The organism is Streptomyces mobaraensis (assembly GCF_020099395.1).
Lineage (GTDB): Bacteria > Actinomycetota > Actinomycetes > Streptomycetales > Streptomycetaceae > Streptomyces.
Genome location: NZ_CP083590.1, coordinates 4,119,774 through 4,134,931 on the forward strand (window position 1 = coordinate 4,119,774; position 15,158 = coordinate 4,134,931).

The 15,158-nt window shown below is 72.7% G+C and carries 13 protein-coding genes; 10 read left to right on the plus strand and 3 right to left on the minus strand.

The window, feature by feature from the left end:
* Window positions 1–131: 131 nt before the first annotated feature.
* The 4 genes from K7I03_RS17980 to K7I03_RS17995 all read left to right on the plus strand — a co-directional run bounded on the left by K7I03_RS17980 (window position 132) and on the right by K7I03_RS17995 (window position 7,445).
* On the plus strand, window positions 132–1,829 hold the full coding sequence (locus K7I03_RS17980; RefSeq protein WP_185943870.1) for a class I adenylate-forming enzyme family protein: 1,698 nt from the start codon (window positions 132–134) through the stop codon (window positions 1,827–1,829).
* Window positions 1,830–1,929: 100 nt separating this feature from the next.
* On the plus strand, window positions 1,930–3,639 hold the full coding sequence (locus K7I03_RS17985; RefSeq protein ID WP_185943871.1) for an MFS transporter: 1,710 nt from the start codon (window positions 1,930–1,932) through the stop codon (window positions 3,637–3,639).
* Window positions 3,640–3,733: 94 nt separating this feature from the next.
* Window positions 3,734–5,746, plus strand: a complete 2,013-nt coding sequence (locus K7I03_RS17990) for an FAD/NAD(P)-binding protein (protein ID WP_224347105.1) — start codon at window positions 3,734–3,736, stop codon at window positions 5,744–5,746.
* Between the two features lie 295 nt (window positions 5,747–6,041).
* Window positions 6,042–7,445, plus strand: coding sequence for a class-II fumarase/aspartase family protein (locus tag K7I03_RS17995; protein ID WP_185943872.1), 1,404 nt, complete (start codon window positions 6,042–6,044; stop codon window positions 7,443–7,445).
* A 9-nt stretch (window positions 7,446–7,454) separates the two neighbouring features.
* Here the strand turns inward: K7I03_RS17995 and K7I03_RS18000 are convergent, their stop codons facing one another.
* Window positions 7,455–8,189 (minus strand): DUF4232 domain-containing protein, encoded by a 735-nt coding sequence (locus K7I03_RS18000; RefSeq protein ID WP_185943873.1) that lies wholly within the window; start codon window positions 8,187–8,189, stop codon window positions 7,455–7,457.
* A 390-nt stretch (window positions 8,190–8,579) separates the two neighbouring features.
* On the opposite strand from K7I03_RS18000, the gene K7I03_RS18005 reads away from it, so the two are divergent.
* Both K7I03_RS18005 and K7I03_RS18010 read left to right on the plus strand, forming a co-directional pair.
* On the plus strand, window positions 8,580–9,314 hold the full coding sequence (locus K7I03_RS18005) for a DUF4097 family beta strand repeat-containing protein (protein ID WP_185943874.1): 735 nt from the start codon (window positions 8,580–8,582) through the stop codon (window positions 9,312–9,314).
* Window positions 9,315–9,379: 65 nt separating this feature from the next.
* On the plus strand, window positions 9,380–9,523 hold the full coding sequence (locus tag K7I03_RS18010) for a hypothetical protein (protein ID WP_185943875.1): 144 nt from the start codon (window positions 9,380–9,382) through the stop codon (window positions 9,521–9,523).
* Here the strand turns inward: K7I03_RS18010 and K7I03_RS18015 are convergent.
* Both K7I03_RS18015 and K7I03_RS18020 read right to left on the minus strand, forming a co-directional pair.
* Window positions 9,520–10,332 carry an alpha/beta hydrolase gene (locus tag K7I03_RS18015; RefSeq protein ID WP_185943876.1) on the minus strand — a complete coding sequence of 271 codons (813 nt, stop codon included), beginning with the start codon at window positions 10,330–10,332 and terminating at the stop codon, window positions 9,520–9,522. The two genes, K7I03_RS18010 and K7I03_RS18015, sit on opposite strands and share 4 nt — an antisense overlap.
* A gap of 120 nt (window positions 10,333–10,452) precedes the next feature.
* The gene (locus tag K7I03_RS18020) at window positions 10,453–11,337 is read right to left on the minus strand and encodes a C40 family peptidase (RefSeq protein ID WP_185943877.1); all 885 of its coding nucleotides are present in this window, start codon (window positions 11,335–11,337) and stop codon (window positions 10,453–10,455) included.
* Between the two features lie 778 nt (window positions 11,338–12,115).
* Here K7I03_RS18020 and K7I03_RS18025 point away from each other — a divergent pair.
* The 4 genes from K7I03_RS18025 to K7I03_RS18040 are packed head-to-tail and all read left to right on the plus strand — an operon-like array spanning window position 12,116 to window position 15,138.
* On the plus strand, window positions 12,116–12,475 hold the full coding sequence (locus K7I03_RS18025; protein WP_004941767.1) for an NADH-quinone oxidoreductase subunit A: 360 nt from the start codon (window positions 12,116–12,118) through the stop codon (window positions 12,473–12,475).
* Between the two features lie 13 nt (window positions 12,476–12,488).
* Window positions 12,489–13,043: a NuoB/complex I 20 kDa subunit family protein gene (locus K7I03_RS18030; protein WP_185943878.1), complete on the plus strand. Its 555-nt coding sequence runs from the start codon at window positions 12,489–12,491 to the stop codon at window positions 13,041–13,043.
* Window positions 13,040–13,762: an NADH-quinone oxidoreductase subunit C gene (locus K7I03_RS18035; protein ID WP_185943879.1), complete on the plus strand. Its 723-nt coding sequence runs from the start codon at window positions 13,040–13,042 to the stop codon at window positions 13,760–13,762. Before K7I03_RS18030 ends, K7I03_RS18035 begins: the two co-directional genes overlap by 4 nt.
* Window positions 13,762–15,138, plus strand: a complete 1,377-nt coding sequence (locus tag K7I03_RS18040; RefSeq protein WP_185943880.1) for an NADH-quinone oxidoreductase subunit D — start codon at window positions 13,762–13,764, stop codon at window positions 15,136–15,138. The genes K7I03_RS18035 and K7I03_RS18040 overlap by 1 nt, the downstream gene beginning before the upstream one ends.
* Window positions 15,139–15,158 lie beyond the last annotated feature (20 nt).

Genomic DNA, 15,158 nt, shown 5'->3' on the forward strand with positions numbered 1-15,158 from the left:
TGAGGACCTCGCGGCGAAGCCGCGATGCCGGGGCGCGGGCCCTCCCGCAAGAAACGGTGAAAGGGCGGGACAGGGGCACCTACAACCACCTCGCCCACAGCAACGTTCACTCACGACCACAGGTGGACCCAGTGACCGCAGAAACAACAAAGGCCAAGCGCCCAGCGTTCCTCACCGACTACACCCCCACCCGCTACCGCAAACGCCTCACCCCCCTCTCCCGAGTCCCCATCACCGGCCGCATCGGCGAGGTCTGGCACCTCGCCGCCCAGCGCCACCCCCGCAACCCCGTCATCGTCGACCGCGCCCCCGACGTCGACCGCGAGGGCCCGCTGGAGCGCAGCTACCTGCAGTGGGCCGCGCTCGTCGACGACCTCGCGTCCCGGCTGCACGCGCTGGGCGTGCAGGAGTGGGACCGGGTCGCCGTCGTGAAGCGGAACCACCTCGACGTCGCCCTGCTCGCCTCCGCCGCCGCGCGGATCGGCGCCGTGCCCGCGCTGATCACCGACCACCACGACGCGCGCACCCTCGCGGTGATGCTCGGCCGGCTGGAGAAGCCGTTCCTGATCACGGACCGGCAGGCGCTGGAGCGCATGGGTCTCGACAAGGAGGCCGTCGCCGAGCTCACCGAGAAGACGGCCTGCGTCGACGACGTCCCGGAGGACCGGCCCGACGTCGTCTCCTTCGACGGGCTGCGCGGCGGACCGGTCGTCGAACCCCGGCTTCGCGCCTGGGAGGAGCCGATGGTCATCACCCACACCTCGGGCACCACCGGCGTCCCCAAGCTCGTACTGCACTCGGCCGAGTCGCTGTACTCGCTGGGCCTGGTCGAGGCCGAGCGGTGGCCGTTCTTCCGGCTGCGGGACGACGACACCGTCGCGTTCTGCGAGCCGTACTCGCACCAGCGCATCATCACCGGGCTGCTGCCGCTGGCGACCGTCGCGCCCAAGCTCGTCATGATGTCGGACCCGCTCGCGCCGGTCGTCCGCGAGCTGCTCGTCGAGCACAAGCCGACGTTCGTCGAGACGCTGCCCAACGCCTTCCTCGCCTGGGAGGAGCTGGCGCAGGACCCGGCGAAGCCGTTCGCGAACGTCCGCGTCTTCGTCAACTCCTTCGACGCCATCCACACCCGCACCGTGCGCACCTTCCTCGCCGCGACCGAGCGGAAGCTGCCGGTCTGGGTGCAGTCCTGGAGCCAGACCGAGGCCGGCGCGGTGGCCATCCGCCCGTACACGCGCGGCTCGGTCAAGCGGCGCGGCCACCGGCCGCCGCCCACCCAGGTCCTCGGCTGGCCCGTCCCGGGCTTCGGCAGGCTCCGCGCCGTCGACCCGGACACGGGCGTGCCGGTGCGCCGGGGCGAGGTCGGCCTGATCCAGTTCTCCGCGCCGGGCCGCTGCCTCACCTACGTCGGCGAGAAGGAGCGGCACGACCTCAAGCGCGAGGGCCACTGGTGGAACCTCGGCGACATGGCGGTCATCAACCGCCTCGGCGCCGTCCGGCTCATCGACCGCGAGGTCGACCGGATCCCCGGCGCCAGCGCCCTGGAGATCGAGGACGTGCTGCTGGACCGGCTGCCGCGGACCACCGAGGTCATCGTCCTCGCCGTCGCGGGCGGGAAGCCGCAGCCCGTCTACAGCTCCCAGTTCGACCAGCCCGTGACCGAGGCGCAGTGGCGCGCGGCCACCGCCGATCTGCCGGAGATGGCCGAGCCCATCCACATCCGGTGGGAGGAGTTCCCCCGAACCGCCACGTGGAAGGTGCGCCGCGTCATGCTCCGCGAGCAGCTGCTCGAGGACGCCGACGGCATCGGATACGGCACCTGGACGTAGCGGTCACGTCAACCGGCCGCGAGGGCGCGGCGCGCGGACCCCGCTCGCGGGCACGCCCGCGCGCCGTGCCGTCCGGCCGGCCGACCCGCTGAGAGGAAACATGACAACCCAGACCGAGAGCGGCGGTACGGCACCAGGGGCGCTGGAGGCCGGCCACCCCCGCAGGTGGCTGATCGTCGGCGCGATGTCGCTGTGCATGTTCATCGCCGTCATGGACAACACCGTCCTGACCGTGGCCCTGGCCTCCATCCAGAAGGACCTGGACGCCTCCAACGCCTCGCTCCAGTGGTCGATGGACGCCTACACGCTCACCTTCGCGGCCCTGCTGCTCACCGCCGGACTGCTCGGCGACCGCTACGGGCGGCGCAGGGTGCTGGTGGCCGGGCTGGTGTTCTTCGCCCTGGTCTCCGCCGCCGGCGCGTGGTCCGGGAGCGCGGGCCAACTCATCGGCTGGCGCGCCGCGATGGGCGTCGGCGCGGCGGTGGTGCCCGGCTGCACCATGGCCGTGATCACCACCGCCGTGCCGCGGCACGAGCGGGCCAAGGCCATCGGCCTCTGGTCCGCCGCGGCCGGCGTCGGCATCGCCGCCGGCCCGATCATCGGCGGCGCCCTGCTGGAGCACTTCTGGTGGGGCTCCGCCCTGCTGGTGAACGTGCCGTTCGTGCTGGTGGCGATCGGCCTGATCGTCTTCTGCGTGCCGGAGAACCGCGGCGGCAACAGCACCGCCCGGATCGACCTCCCCGGCGTCCTGCTCTCCACCGCGGCCACCGGCGCCCTGGTGTTCGGCATCATCGAGGGCGGCGAACGCTCCACCCTCGCCGATGCGATCGTCTGGGTGCCGCTGGTCGCGAGCGTCCTCCTCTACGCCGTCCTGGCGAAGGTGGAGCGGCGGGCCGCCAACCCGGCCGTCGACCTCGGGCTGCTGCGCAGGCCGCGGTTCGCGGCGGGCTCCGGAGCCCTCGCGATCATCTTCTTCACCGCGATGGGCGCCAGCTTCGTCGTCGTCTTCTACCTCCAGATCCTGCGCGGCTACAGCCCGTTGGACTCCGGGCTGCTGATGCTGCCGCTCGCCGTCGGCTCGATGATCAGCGCCGGGGTGAGCGACGGACTGGTGAAGCGGTTCGGCGCGGCCTCCGCCATCGCGGTGGGCGCGGTGCTGATGTCCGCCGGGCTGGGGCTGATCGGCCTGCTCGGCGCGTCCACGCCCATCTGGCGGTTCGGCGCGGCCCAGTTCGTCGGCGGCCTCGGCTTCGGCCTGGCGTTCTCCGCGGCGATGGCGGCGACCGTCGCCATGGTCCCGGAGGAGAAGGCGGGCGCCGGCAGCGCCCTCGCCAACACCGCGCGGCACGTCGGCAGCGCCCTGGGCATCGCCGTGCTCGGCGCGGTCCTCGGCGCGGTGTACCGCCACAAGCTCGGCGACACCACCGACCCGCTGCCCGCCTCCGTCCGCGACCAGGCCGGGGACTCCCTCGGCAGCACGGCGGGCGCGCTGCACGAGGTGACCGAGCGGGCGAGAGAGCTCCAGGGCGCCCGGGACGCCGCGTCACAGGCGGAGCTCAAGGAGCTGCTGCCCGCCGTCCGGTCGGCCCGGACCATCCTCGACCGGGCGGCGGACGCGTTCCTCGACGCCCTGCAGACCACCATGTGGCTGACCGCCGGGATCGGCCTGCTCTCCGCCGTCGTCGCGCTGGTGTGGCTGCGCGGCGCGGCGGCGGCCGACGCCGGTACGGAGGCCGGTGCGCCGGCCGGTTCCAAGGACGGTGAGTCCGCCGCGCCCGCCACTGCCGCGGGGGACACGTCGGCCGTCTGATCCGGGGCCGGGCACCCCCGGCCCTCCTACCCCTCACCCCCCTGCCCCGCGGGTCCGACCGGCCCGCGCGGGCGTACCGAATGGAGCGCGTTCCGTGGCAGCCCGAGCGCCTGGTGCGCAGACCGACACCTTCGAGATATGCGTGGTGGGCGCGGGACCACGCGGCCTTTCCGTACTGGAGCGGCTCTGCGCCAACGAGCGGGCCGCACCCTCGCACGGCGCGGTGACCGTCCACCTCGTCGACCCGGCGCTGCCCGGAGCGGGCGCCGTCTGGCGCCCGGACCAGTCGCGGCACCTGCTGATGAACACCGTCGCCTCGCAGATCACCCTGTTCACGGACGGCAGTTCGCGGATCGACGGGCCCGTGGAGCCCGGGCCGACGCTCCACGAGTGGGCCCGGGACGTGGTGTCCCTGGCGGAGTGCGCCGGCGAGGACGACTGGGTGCTGCGCGAGGCGCGGGCGCTCGGCCCCGACGCGTACCCCACCCGCGCGTTCTACGGCCGCTACCTGCACGACTGCTACCGGCGCGTGCTGTCGGGCGCCCCCGCGCACCTCACCGTGCGGACGCACCGCTCGCGCGCCGTCGCGCTGGCGGACGCGCTCGGCGCGGCGGGCGGGCCGCAGAGCCTGCTGCTCGCCGACGGCACGCGGCTCGACGGGCTCGACGCCGTCGTCCTCGCCCAGGGGCACGTCCCCGCCCGGCCCACCGTCCCCGAGGCGCGCGCCGCCCACCTCGCCCGGCTGCACGGGCTCACCTACCTGCCGCCGGTCAACCCGGCCGACGCCGACCTGGACGGCGTCGAGCCAGGCGAACCCGTCCTGCTGCGCGGCCTGGGGCTCAACTTCTTCGACTACATGGCCCTGTTCACGGCCGGGCGCGGGGGCGCGTACGTCCGGGCGGAGGGCGGGGCTGTGGTGTACCGGCCGTCCGGGCGTGAACCGCGGCTGTACGCGTTCTCGCGGCGCGGCGTGCCCTACCACGCGCGCGGCGAGAACCAGAAGGGCGTCTCCGGGCGGTACTTGCCCCGGTTGCTCACCCCGGAGCGCATCGACGCGCTGCGCGCCCGCGCGCGGAGCGGTGAGCCGGTCCGTTTCACCGCCGACCTCTGGCCGCTGATCGCAGCCGAGGTGGAGAGCGTCTACTACGGCACCCTGCTGACGGCCCTGGGGCGGGACGCGGAACGCGCGGAGTTCACCGAGCGGTACCTGGCCGCCGGGACTCAGGGGGCCGGGGCCGGGGCCCAAGCGGCCGGGGAGCGCCAGGAACTCCTCGACGCCCACGGCATCGCCCCGCGCCACCGCTGGGACTGGGAGCGGCTCGCCGCCCCGCACAAGGGCCGGGACTTCGCCGACCGCGCGGAGTTCCGCCGCTGGCTGCTCGACCGGCTGCGGGCCGACGCGCGCGCGGCCCGCGAGGGGAACGTGGACGGCCCGCTCAAGGCGGCCCTGGACGTGCTGCGCGACCTCCGCAACGAGATCCGGCTCGCCGTCGACCACGCCGGGCTCGACGGCGCCTCCCACCGCGACGAGCTGGAACGCTGGTACACGCCGCTCAACGCCTTCCTCTCCATCGGCCCGCCCGCCTCCCGCATCGAGGAGATGGCCGCGCTCGTCGAGGCCGGCCTGCTGGAGGTGACCGGGCCCGGCACCGACGTACGCCTCGACCCGGCGGCCGGCACGTTCACCGCCTCGTCGCCGCTGGTGCCCGGGGAGCCCGTACGGGCCCGGGTGCTGATCGAGGCCCGGCTCCCCGAACCCGACCTGCGGCGCACCGAGGACCCGCTGCTCCGGCACCTGCTCGACACCGGGCAGTGTGCGCCGTACCGGATCCCGACGGCGGACGGGCCGGCGTACGAGACGGGCGGCCTCGCCGTCACCGAACGCCCGTACCGCGTCGTCGCCGCCGACGGCACCGCGCACCCGCGCCGCTTCGCCTACGGGGTCCCGACGGAGGCCGTCCACTGGGTCACGGCCGCCGGCACCCGGCCCGGCGTCGACTCGGTGACGCTCGCCGACGCGGACGCCATCGCCCGCACCGTGCTCGGGCTCACACCGGCGCTCGCGGCGCCGGAGGCGTCGGCGGCGTTCGCGGGGGTACCCGTCTGACGGGTGGGTTGCGCGGCGGAGGTCACCGGCCCGGCTCCGACGGGGGCCGGTGACCTCCGCCGCTGGGCTGTCCGGATCGGGAACATCCCTGATCCGTCAGCGATTTCATCTGATGTGGCACGCACCACCGCCTGATCCGCCTGATGCGTCGCCCACCGCCTGATGCGTCGCGCACCACCTGATGCGTCGCGCACCGCCTGATGCGTCGCGCACCGCCTGATGCGTCGCGCACCGCCTGATGCGTCGCGCACTGCCTGATGCGTCGCGCACCACCACCCACCCGCGAGGAGACTCGATGACCGCCCACGACCGGGACGCCCTCCACGACACCGGCCTGCTCTCCTCCGTACGGGCCGGCACCCCTGTGGAGGAGGCCACCGGCGACGCCGCCTGGGTGCGGGCCATGCTCGACGCGGAGGCGGCGCTGGCCCGGGCACAGTCCCGGCTCGGCACCGTGCCGCCGGAAGCCGCCCTGACCATCAGCGAGGCGGCCGGCGCGGCGCGCCTGGACGTCCGCGCGCTGGCGCTCGCGGCGCGCGAGACGGCCAACCCGGTGGTGGGGCTGGTCACCGCGTTCACCGCGGTGGTCGCGGAACGGGACCCGGCGGCGGCCGAGTACGTGCACCGGGGCTCGACCAGCCAGGACGTCTTCGACACGGGCGCCCTGCTGGTCGCCGCGCGGGCGCTGCGGCTGATCCACGCGGACCTGCTGCGGACCGCCGGCGCGCTCGGCCGGCTGGCCGCCGCGCACCGCGACACACCGGCCGCCGCCCGTACCCTCGCCCTCCAGGCCGTCCCCACCACCTTCGGCCTGCGCGCGGCCGGCTGGCGGCAGTTGGTGCTGGAAGCCGCCGGGCGGATCGAACGGCTGCTGGACGGCGGGCTGCCCGTCGCGCTGGGCGGCGCGGCGGGGACGCTGGCGGGCTACCTCGAATACGCGCGCCTGGCGGGGGAGCCCGACCTCGACTCGTACGCCGGCCGGCTCGGCGCGCTGTTCGCCGAGGAGACTGGGCTGGGCCGCCCCGCGCTGCCGTGGCACGCGCTGCGCACGCCGATGGCCGACCTCGGGGCGGTCCTCGCGCTGACCGCGGGGGCACTGGGCAAGTTCGCCGTGGATGTGCAGAACCTGACCCGCACGGAGGTCGGCGAGGTCGCCGAGCCGACGGTGGCCGGGCGCGGCGCGTCGTCGGCGATGCCGCACAAGCGCAACCCGGTCCTGGCCACGATGATCCGCACGGCCGCCCTCCAGGTGCCCGCGCTCGCGACCGTCCTCACCCAGCAGCTCCTCGCGGAGGACGAGCGCTCGGGAGGCACCTGGCATGCGGAGTGGCTGCCGTTGCGCGAGTGCCTGCGGCTGGCGGGCGGCGCGGCGCACACGGCGGTCGAGCTCGCGGAGGGTCTGGAGGTCCGCCCGGAGCGGATGGCCGCCAACCTGGCGTTGACGGGCGGCCAGATGGTCTCGGAGCGGGTCTCCGCCGTCCTCGCCCCCCGGCTGGGGAAGGCGGCGGCGAAGCGGCTGCTGACCGAACTCACCGGGGAGGCGGCCCGTACGGGCCGCCCCCTGGCCGAGGTGCTCGCCGCCGACCCCCGGCTCGCCGGCGTCCTCACGGCGGAGGAGTGCGCCGAACTGTGCGATCCGGCGCGGTACACGGGGAGCGCGGGGGAGCTGGTGGACCGGGCGCTGGGCCGGATCCCCTAAGGGACCGGGCTACTGGCCGCCGATGCCGGGGACGGCCGCCTGCGGCGACGAGTGCCAGTTGGTGACCTCCGGCCGGTCGAACAGCGTGCTGCCGACCTTGAGGCCGACCGGGTCACCGGCGGAGTCCCGGCTCACCGTGACGGTGATGTCGGCCAGTTCCTTGCCGGAGTGGTCGTTGGTGCTCTTGGGGTTCAGCCCGGCGTACGCGGTGGTGCCGCCGCTCAGCTTGATCTGCTTGCCGACGGCCTGCTCGGCCGGCTGCGCCTCGGTGCCGTCGGAGCCGATCGCCACCACCGGGTACACGCCGGGGAGCCAACAGGTGATGCCCGGCTTGGCCCGCACGGATATCTCGATATAGCCGCCGGCCTGGGACTTGGAGGCGGCGGCCCAGGCCAGGTCGTTGGTGCCGCAGACCTGCCCGTAGCCCTTCTTGTCACCGCTCCCGTCCGCGCCGTCCTTGCCGCCGGGGGCGGGCGCCTTGCCACTGTGGGCCGGCCTCCCGGCTCCCTTCTCCGCCGACGTGCCGTGCGACCCCGAGCCCTTGCCACCGCCGGGGGCGGGCGCCGGGGCGGCCTGGCTCGGCGACGCCTGCCCGGCGGGGTGTGCCGCGCCGGTGGACGAGGACGGGGCGGCCGGAGCGGAAGCCTCGTTCCCGGAATCACCCTTGTCGCAGGCGCTCAGCGACAGCACGCCGGCCAGCGCCGTGGCGGCCAGGGTGGCCGAGCGGATGAGGTTCTTGCGCATGGGTGGTCCCCCGTAGTGGTCTCACTGGTCTTACCGGATAGGTCGGGAACAGCGCGGAGAAGGGCGCCGCCGTCGACGGGAAGAAGCTTCGCGGGGCCTGGGCCGAACCCGCAACGAGTCGTATGAAAGAGGGGACATTGAACTGGTCGCATGCCATGTGACCTGCGGAAACGCCGTTCCCCTGGAACGGCTGCCTGGAACGCGGAGCCGGGCCCGGAGCCACCCGGGGCACGGGCCCGGCCGGTCGGCCGACCCTGAGACGGGGTGGCGAAGGAGTCAGGGAAGAACCGGGGGTTTCCCCCATACCGACCGGTCGTGGGACGGCCATAACCTCGTCACACAAGCCAGGCCACGCCGCCATCCCCGATCCCTGAGAAACGGTGAAGTCCCATGCGTTCCCGCCTCCGTCCGATCGCCGCCGCCCTTCTGACAGCCGCGGCCGCCGTCGGCGCGCTGAGCGCGTGCGACCTGGGCCCGATGAAGAAGTCCGAGGACGACGCCACGGTGTCCCGGAAGATCAGCGCGATCCGCGTCGACGGCGACTCAGGCGCCATCACCCTCCACGGCAAGCCCGGCACCACGGGCGCCGAGCTCCACCGGACCGTCCACTACCGCGACGACCTCCCGGACGGCCCCACCCACCGCGTCGAGAACGGCGTCCTCGTCCTCGGCGGCTGCGGCGAGGACTGCTCGGTCGACTACGAGGTGACCGTCCCCGCCGGGATCCCCGTCAGCGGCGGGACGTCCAGCGGCTCCCTCGACCTGGAGGGCGTGGGCGCGACGCACGTGAAGTCGTCGTCGGGCGCCATCGAACTGACCGACGTCGCGGGCCCGGTCGACGTCGAGTCCACCAGCGGCGCGGTGAAGGCGCACGACCTCAAGTCCGGTCCCATCAAGGCGAAGGCCACCAGCGGCGCCCTCGACCTCACCCTCGCGTCCCCTCAGGACGTCGATGCCGAGACTTCCAGCGGCTCCCTCACCATCACCGCCCCCGCCGGCCCCTACCGCGTCACCGCCGACACCGACAGCGGCTCCAAGAACATATCCGTCCCCCAGTCCCCCTCGGCCCCCCACCACCTGAACCTGACGACGTCCAGCGGCGCTTTGAAGGTCAGGAACGGCTGAAACCCCGGCCGGTCCCTGTCCGCCGCCAGCCGGCGGGCCATCCCGACGAGGCGGCGGCGACCGGGATGTCCGTGTTGCGCCTCGCCGCCGCACCGCGTTTCGGCCAGGCGCTCCGTGAACCGCGGCGTTCCGTCGGCCTGCTGCGCCCGTACGGCCGGCGGCCCGCCGTGCGCGACCTGCGCCTCGCCCTCGCCGGTCTGCCGGTCTAGCGGGTGAGGAAGGCGGTGACGCGTTCGATGACTTCGGCCTGCCACGCCTGTGACCGCGGGTGCAGATACGCGGGATCGTCGTGCACGGCGAAGCCGTGTTGTGCTCCGTCGAGTTCCAGCAGCTCCGCCGGGCCGCCGAAAAATCCCAGATGGTGGCGGGAGGACTCGACGGGGACGAAGGTGTCGTTCGTCCCGTGGACCAGAAGGGCGGGGGCCTGGACGTCCCGGAGGAAGCTCGCGGGGTCGAGGTGGTGGACCTCGTTCAGGAGGGCCCGGCCGAGGGCGAACGGGCTGTGTTCGGTGAAGCCCCGGCCGTCGAGGGCCTCGGCCGCTTCCGGCGTGAGGTAGTCGTCGGTGACGTACGGCCGGCTGGTCGCGTACCGGTCGTGGTAGTCCAGGCGCGGGTTGAGCAGGACCAGGCGGTGGACGTCCCGGGGCCGGTGGGCGGAGTGGAGCGCCGCCGCGCCACCCGAGAACGACGCGGCGACGACGTCCACCGCGCGGCCCGGCCCGTGCCCCGCTCGTAGATGATCGCAGGCCGCGCGGATGTCGTTGGCGACACCGGCGATGGTCACGTCCTCCGCCCGGCCGGCGCTCGCTCCGTGGCCGCGGAGGTCGAAGCGGAGACAACGGAAGCCGGCGGCGGCCAGGCCGGAGGCGAGGCGGGTGAAGAAGCCGCCCTCCTCGCGGGTCACCCCGGCTCCGTGGACCAGGACCACCAGACCGCGATCCGGTCCGTCCGGTGCGGTCAGCGTTCCGGCGAGGGTGGTGCCGTCCAGGGACCGGAAGGTCGTCTCCGACTCGGGCATGAGCCGATCGTAGTGACGGCGTGTCGGTGGCGCAGGCGTTCGCGGACGTTGGCGGCCCGGGTACGGCGAAGGGCCGCCTCCCGTGTGGGGTGGCGGCCCTTCGCCGTTGCCGTGGGTGCGTCACATGACGCGGACCGCGCCGGTGGGCGGGGAGTAGCTCATGTCGCGCTCGACGATGCCCGTGCTGGGGTTCTGGGCGCCGATGAACTTGCCGCCGCCGATGTAGACGCCGACGTGGTAGGCGCTGCCCGCGGCGCCCCAGTAGACGATGTCGCCCGGCTGCAGGTTGGAGAGGGAGACCTGGGTGCCGGCGGTCGACTGGTCCTGGGAGACGCGGGGGAGGCTGATGCCGATCTGCTGGTAGGCGGCCATGACCAGGCCGGAGCAGTCGTAGGAGGACGGGCCGGTGGAGCCCATCACGTAGGCCTTGCCGACCTGCGCCCGGAGGAAGGAGATGAGGGTGGCGGCGTTGCCCGTCGCGCCCGTGCTCTTCGTGGACGTCGTCGAGGTGCTCGTGCCGGAGCCGGAGCCCTGGGCGCCGCTGCCGGTGCCCTCGTCGTCGCTGTCGGCGGAGGCGGTGGCCTTGGTGCCGAGGGCGGTGCGCTGGGCGTCGCGGGAGGCGCGGGCCTGCTCGGCCTCGCGCTTCTCCTTGGCCTCGGCGGCCTTGCGCTCGGCCTCGGCCTTGCGGTCGGCCTCCTGCTTGGCCTTCTTGGCGGCGACGCGGGCGTGGTCGACCGCCTTGTCCACCTGCGCACGGACCTGGTAGTCGTTCGCGGTCTGCTGCGTGGCCGCGGCGCTTTCGGCGACCGAGGCGGAGAGCGCGGCGTTGATGGCCGGCATCTCGATCGTGGCCTCGGCCGGCTTCTCGGCGGCGGTCGCCTGCGCGGCGCCCGTGACGGCCAGGGTGCTGAGGACGCCACCGGCAACACCCGAGCGGATGGCCCACGACTGCGTCGCGGGGCGACGGGGCTTCCGGTGGCTGGTTATGTGCGCGTTGGGGGACATGGGACAAGGGCTTACCAGGCGCCGTAGGTGGAGTTCAATATAAGTGACGTGGACCACAATCGGCGTTCGAGTGCCAGGAATTCGGGGCAGGCGCACCGGAAGCGGGCTTTCCGCTGCCCGTTCCCCCAATCGTGATCATGCGGTTAAGCATGGCATTTGGGCGCGGAGGACGATCGGCGGCGCGGCATATCACGTTCCGGTCTCGGCCGTCGAAGATCGCCGGGCAAATCGGACACCGATCGAACGGCTACGTGGCGGACTTCACGTGCGCGCGCTCTTGCCGACGGCCGGGCCGCGGTCGTCGCGCGGCCGCCTGACGAGCACCTGACCGCCGCCCGGCGGATGGTGAATCCGCGCACGAGTCGACGGTCGGTCACGGCCCTTCAGCGGGCGGTGCTCCTATATCAGTTGACGGTGGCAGGTGCCAATTTGCCAGCAGCCCGGGTGGCTTGATAACGCCTCAGCTCTCGGAGGCCGCCTCGACCAGCGGAAAACCGCCGGAATGTGACCACTGGCGATCACTCGGATGCTTCGGGTGAGAAGATCACCGATCATCCGACTTGATGATCGTTCGTCAGGTGGTGGAGATCACAAACGCCGTGCTGTTCGCCGTGTCGCAGATCACAGACCGCCGGGCATAAGATGCCCTCGACCCGGGCTTGTGAACTGCCTCACATATTCGCGATCTTCGCAGAACCCTTCGCGGTGTTCGCCGGTGAGCGGTCCGCGGAGGTCCGGTCAGCCAGCAGTCAGCGTCGACTGGAAGGAGCGAGGAGCGGTGAACGCCTACGCGCCCATCCTCGTACTGGGAGCCCTCGGTGCCGGCTTCGCGATCTTCTCCGTGGTCATGGCATCGCTCATCGGGCCGAAGAGGTACAACCGCGCCAAGCTCGAAGCCTACGAATGCGGCATCGAGCCGACGCCGCAGCCCTCCGGCGGCGGCCGCTTCCCGATCAAGTACTACCTGACGGCGATGCTCTTCATCGTCTTCGACATCGAGATCGTCTTCCTCTACCCCTGGGCCGTCGCCTTCGACTCCCTCGGGCTGTTCGGCCTCGTCGAAATGCTGCTCTTCGTACTCACCGTCTTCGTCGCCTACGCCTACGTCTGGCGGCGCGGCGGCCTGGAATGGGACTAGGGGGCCACCGCACATGGGTCTTGAGGAGAAGCTGCCCAGCGGCTTTCTGCTGACCACCGTCGAACAGGCCGCCGGCTGGGTCCGCAAGGCGTCGGTCTTCCCCGCCACCTTCGGCCTCGCCTGCTGCGCCATCGAGATGATGACCACCGGCGCCGGCCGCTACGACCTGGCCCGCTTCGGCATGGAGGTCTTCCGCGGCTCCCCCCGCCAGGCCGATCTGATGATCGTCGCCGGCCGGGTCAGCCAGAAGATGGCGCCGGTGCTGCGCCAGGTCTACGACCAGATGCCCAACCCCAAGTGGGTCATCGCCATGGGCGTCTGCGCCTCCAGCGGCGGCATGTTCAACAACTACGCGATCGTCCAGGGCGTCGACCACATCGTCCCCGTCGACATCTACCTGCCCGGCTGTCCGCCGCGCCCCGAGATGCTCATGGACTCGATCCTCAAGCTCCACAAGAAGATCCAGGGCGAGAAGCTCGGCCCGCACCGGGCCGAGGCCGACCGCGAGGCCGAGCGGGCGGCGCTGAAGTCCCTGCCCCTCATCGAGATGAAGGGGCTGCTGCCGTGAGCGAGCAGGACGAGCGGGACCGTCCGGACGACCGGGTCCCCGTCCAGCGCGGTGAGACCGGCGAGGTCATCGGCGTCCGCCGGGGCATGTTCGGCGCGAACAACGGCGGCGACACCACCGGCTACGGCCGTCTGGTCCGGACCGTCCGGCTGCCCGGTGAGACCGCCCGGCCCTACGGGGGCTGGTTCGACGAGGTGGCCGACGAGCTGGAGGGCGCGCTGGAGGAGCAGGGTGTCGTCCCGTCGAACGCCATCGAGAAGACCGTCGTCGACCGCGGCCAGATCACCTTCCACATCGCGCGCGAGCACCTGCCGCGCGTCGCCCGGACGCTCCGGGACGATCCGGCGCTCCGCTTCGAACTCTGCGTCGGCGTCAGCGGCGTCCACTACCCGGGGGACAAGGGCCGCGAGCTGCACGCCGTCTACCACCTGCGCTCGGTGACGCACGCGCGGCTGATCCGGCTGGAGGTCACCGCCCCCGACGCCGATCCGCACGTGCCGTCCGTCGTCGACGTCTACCCGGCCAACAACTGGCACGAGCGCGAGGTCTACGACTTCTTCGGCCTGGTCTTCGACGGCCACCCGGCGCTCACCCGGATCATGATGCCGGACGACTGGCAGGGCTTCCCGCAGCGCAAGGACTACCCGCTCGGCGGCATCCCCGTCGAGTACAAGGGCGCTCAGATCCCGTCTCCGGACCAGCGGAGGTCGTACAGCTGATGTCCACCAGCGAATCCCCCACGAGCCCGCACGGTTCCGCGAACGGCCAGGCGGCCCCCCGGAGCACCCCGGGCCCGCGCGAGACCACCGAGGGACCCGTCTACACCGTCACCGGCGGGGACTGGGACGAGGTCGTCACCGCGGCCCGGAAGACCGACGACGAGCACATCGTCGTCAACATGGGCCCTCAGCATCCCTCCACCCACGGTGTGCTCCGCCTGATCCTGGAGATCGACGGCGAGACCGTCACCGAGGCCCGCGCGGGCATCGGCTATCTGCACACCGGCATCGAGAAGAACCTCGAATTCCGCAACTGGACGCAGGCCACCACCTTCGTCACGCGCATGGACTACCTCATGCCGCTCTTCAACGAGACGGTGTACTGCCTGGGCGTGGAGCGGCTGCTCGGCATCGAGGACCAGATCCCCGAGCGGGCCACGACGCTGCGCGTGCTGCTCATGGAGCTCAACCGCATCTCCTCGCACCTGGTGTTCATCGCCACCGGCGGCATGGAGCTCGGCGCCACCACGGTCGCCATCTTCGGCTTCCGGGACCGCGAGATGATCCTCGACATCTTCGAGCTGATCACCGGCCTGCGGATGAACCACGCGTACGTCCGCCCCGGCGGCCTCGCCCAGGACCTGCCGCCCGGCGCGGTGGACCAGGTGCGCGAGTTCGTGAAGAAGATGCGCAAGAACCTGACCGAGTACGACAAGCTCGTGGTCGGCAGCCCCGCCTACAAGGCCCGCCTGCAGAACGTCGGTTACCTCGACCTCACCGGCTGCATGGCCCTCGGCGTCACCGGCCCGGTGCTGCGCGCCGCCGGCCTCCCGCACGACCTGCGCAAGTCCGACCCGTACTGCGGCTACGAGACGTACGACTTCGAGGTGCCGACGGTGGACACCTGCGACGCGTACGGGCGCCTCCTCCTCCGGCTGGAGGAGATGCGGGAGTCGCTGCGGATCATCGAGCAGTGCCTGGACCGGCTGGAGCCGGGACCGGTCATGGTCGCGGACAAGAAGATCGCCTGGCCCGCGCAGCTGGCCCTGGGGCCGGACGGGCTCGGCAACTCCCTCGACCACATCAAGAAGATCATGGGCACCTCGATGGAGGCCCTGATCCACCACTTCAAGCTGGTGACGGAGGGGTTCCGGGTGCCACCGGGACAGGCGTACGCGGCCCTGGAGTCGCCGCGCGGCGAGCTGGGCGCCCATGTCGTCAGCGACGGCGGCACCCGCCCGTACCGGGTCCACTTCCGCGACCCCTCCTTCCACAACCTCCAGTCCATGGCGGCGATGTGCGAGGGCGGCCAGGTCGCCGACGTCATCGTCGCGGTGGCGTCCATCGATCCTGTGATGGGAGGCGTCGACCGGTGAGCACAGGAACAGACCTGGGG

Coding starts and splice junctions, on each gene's coding strand:
- K7I03_RS17985 (WP_185943871.1), top strand. CDS start 1,930: ATGACAACCCAGACCGAGAGCGGCGGTACGGCACCAGGGGCGCTGGAG.
- K7I03_RS17995 (WP_185943872.1), top strand. CDS start 6,042: ATGACCGCCCACGACCGGGACGCCCTCCACGACACCGGCCTGCTCTCC.
- K7I03_RS18040 (WP_185943880.1), top strand. CDS start 13,762: ATGTCCACCAGCGAATCCCCCACGAGCCCGCACGGTTCCGCGAACGGC.
- K7I03_RS18020 (WP_185943877.1), bottom strand. CDS start 11,337: ATGTCCCCCAACGCGCACATAACCAGCCACCGGAAGCCCCGTCGCCCC.
- K7I03_RS18010 (WP_185943875.1), top strand. CDS start 9,380: ATGTCCGTGTTGCGCCTCGCCGCCGCACCGCGTTTCGGCCAGGCGCTC.
- K7I03_RS18005 (WP_185943874.1), top strand. CDS start 8,580: ATGCGTTCCCGCCTCCGTCCGATCGCCGCCGCCCTTCTGACAGCCGCG.
- K7I03_RS18000 (WP_185943873.1), bottom strand. CDS start 8,189: ATGCGCAAGAACCTCATCCGCTCGGCCACCCTGGCCGCCACGGCGCTG.
- K7I03_RS18030 (WP_185943878.1), top strand. CDS start 12,489: ATGGGTCTTGAGGAGAAGCTGCCCAGCGGCTTTCTGCTGACCACCGTC.
- K7I03_RS18015 (WP_185943876.1), bottom strand. CDS start 10,332: ATGCCCGAGTCGGAGACGACCTTCCGGTCCCTGGACGGCACCACCCTC.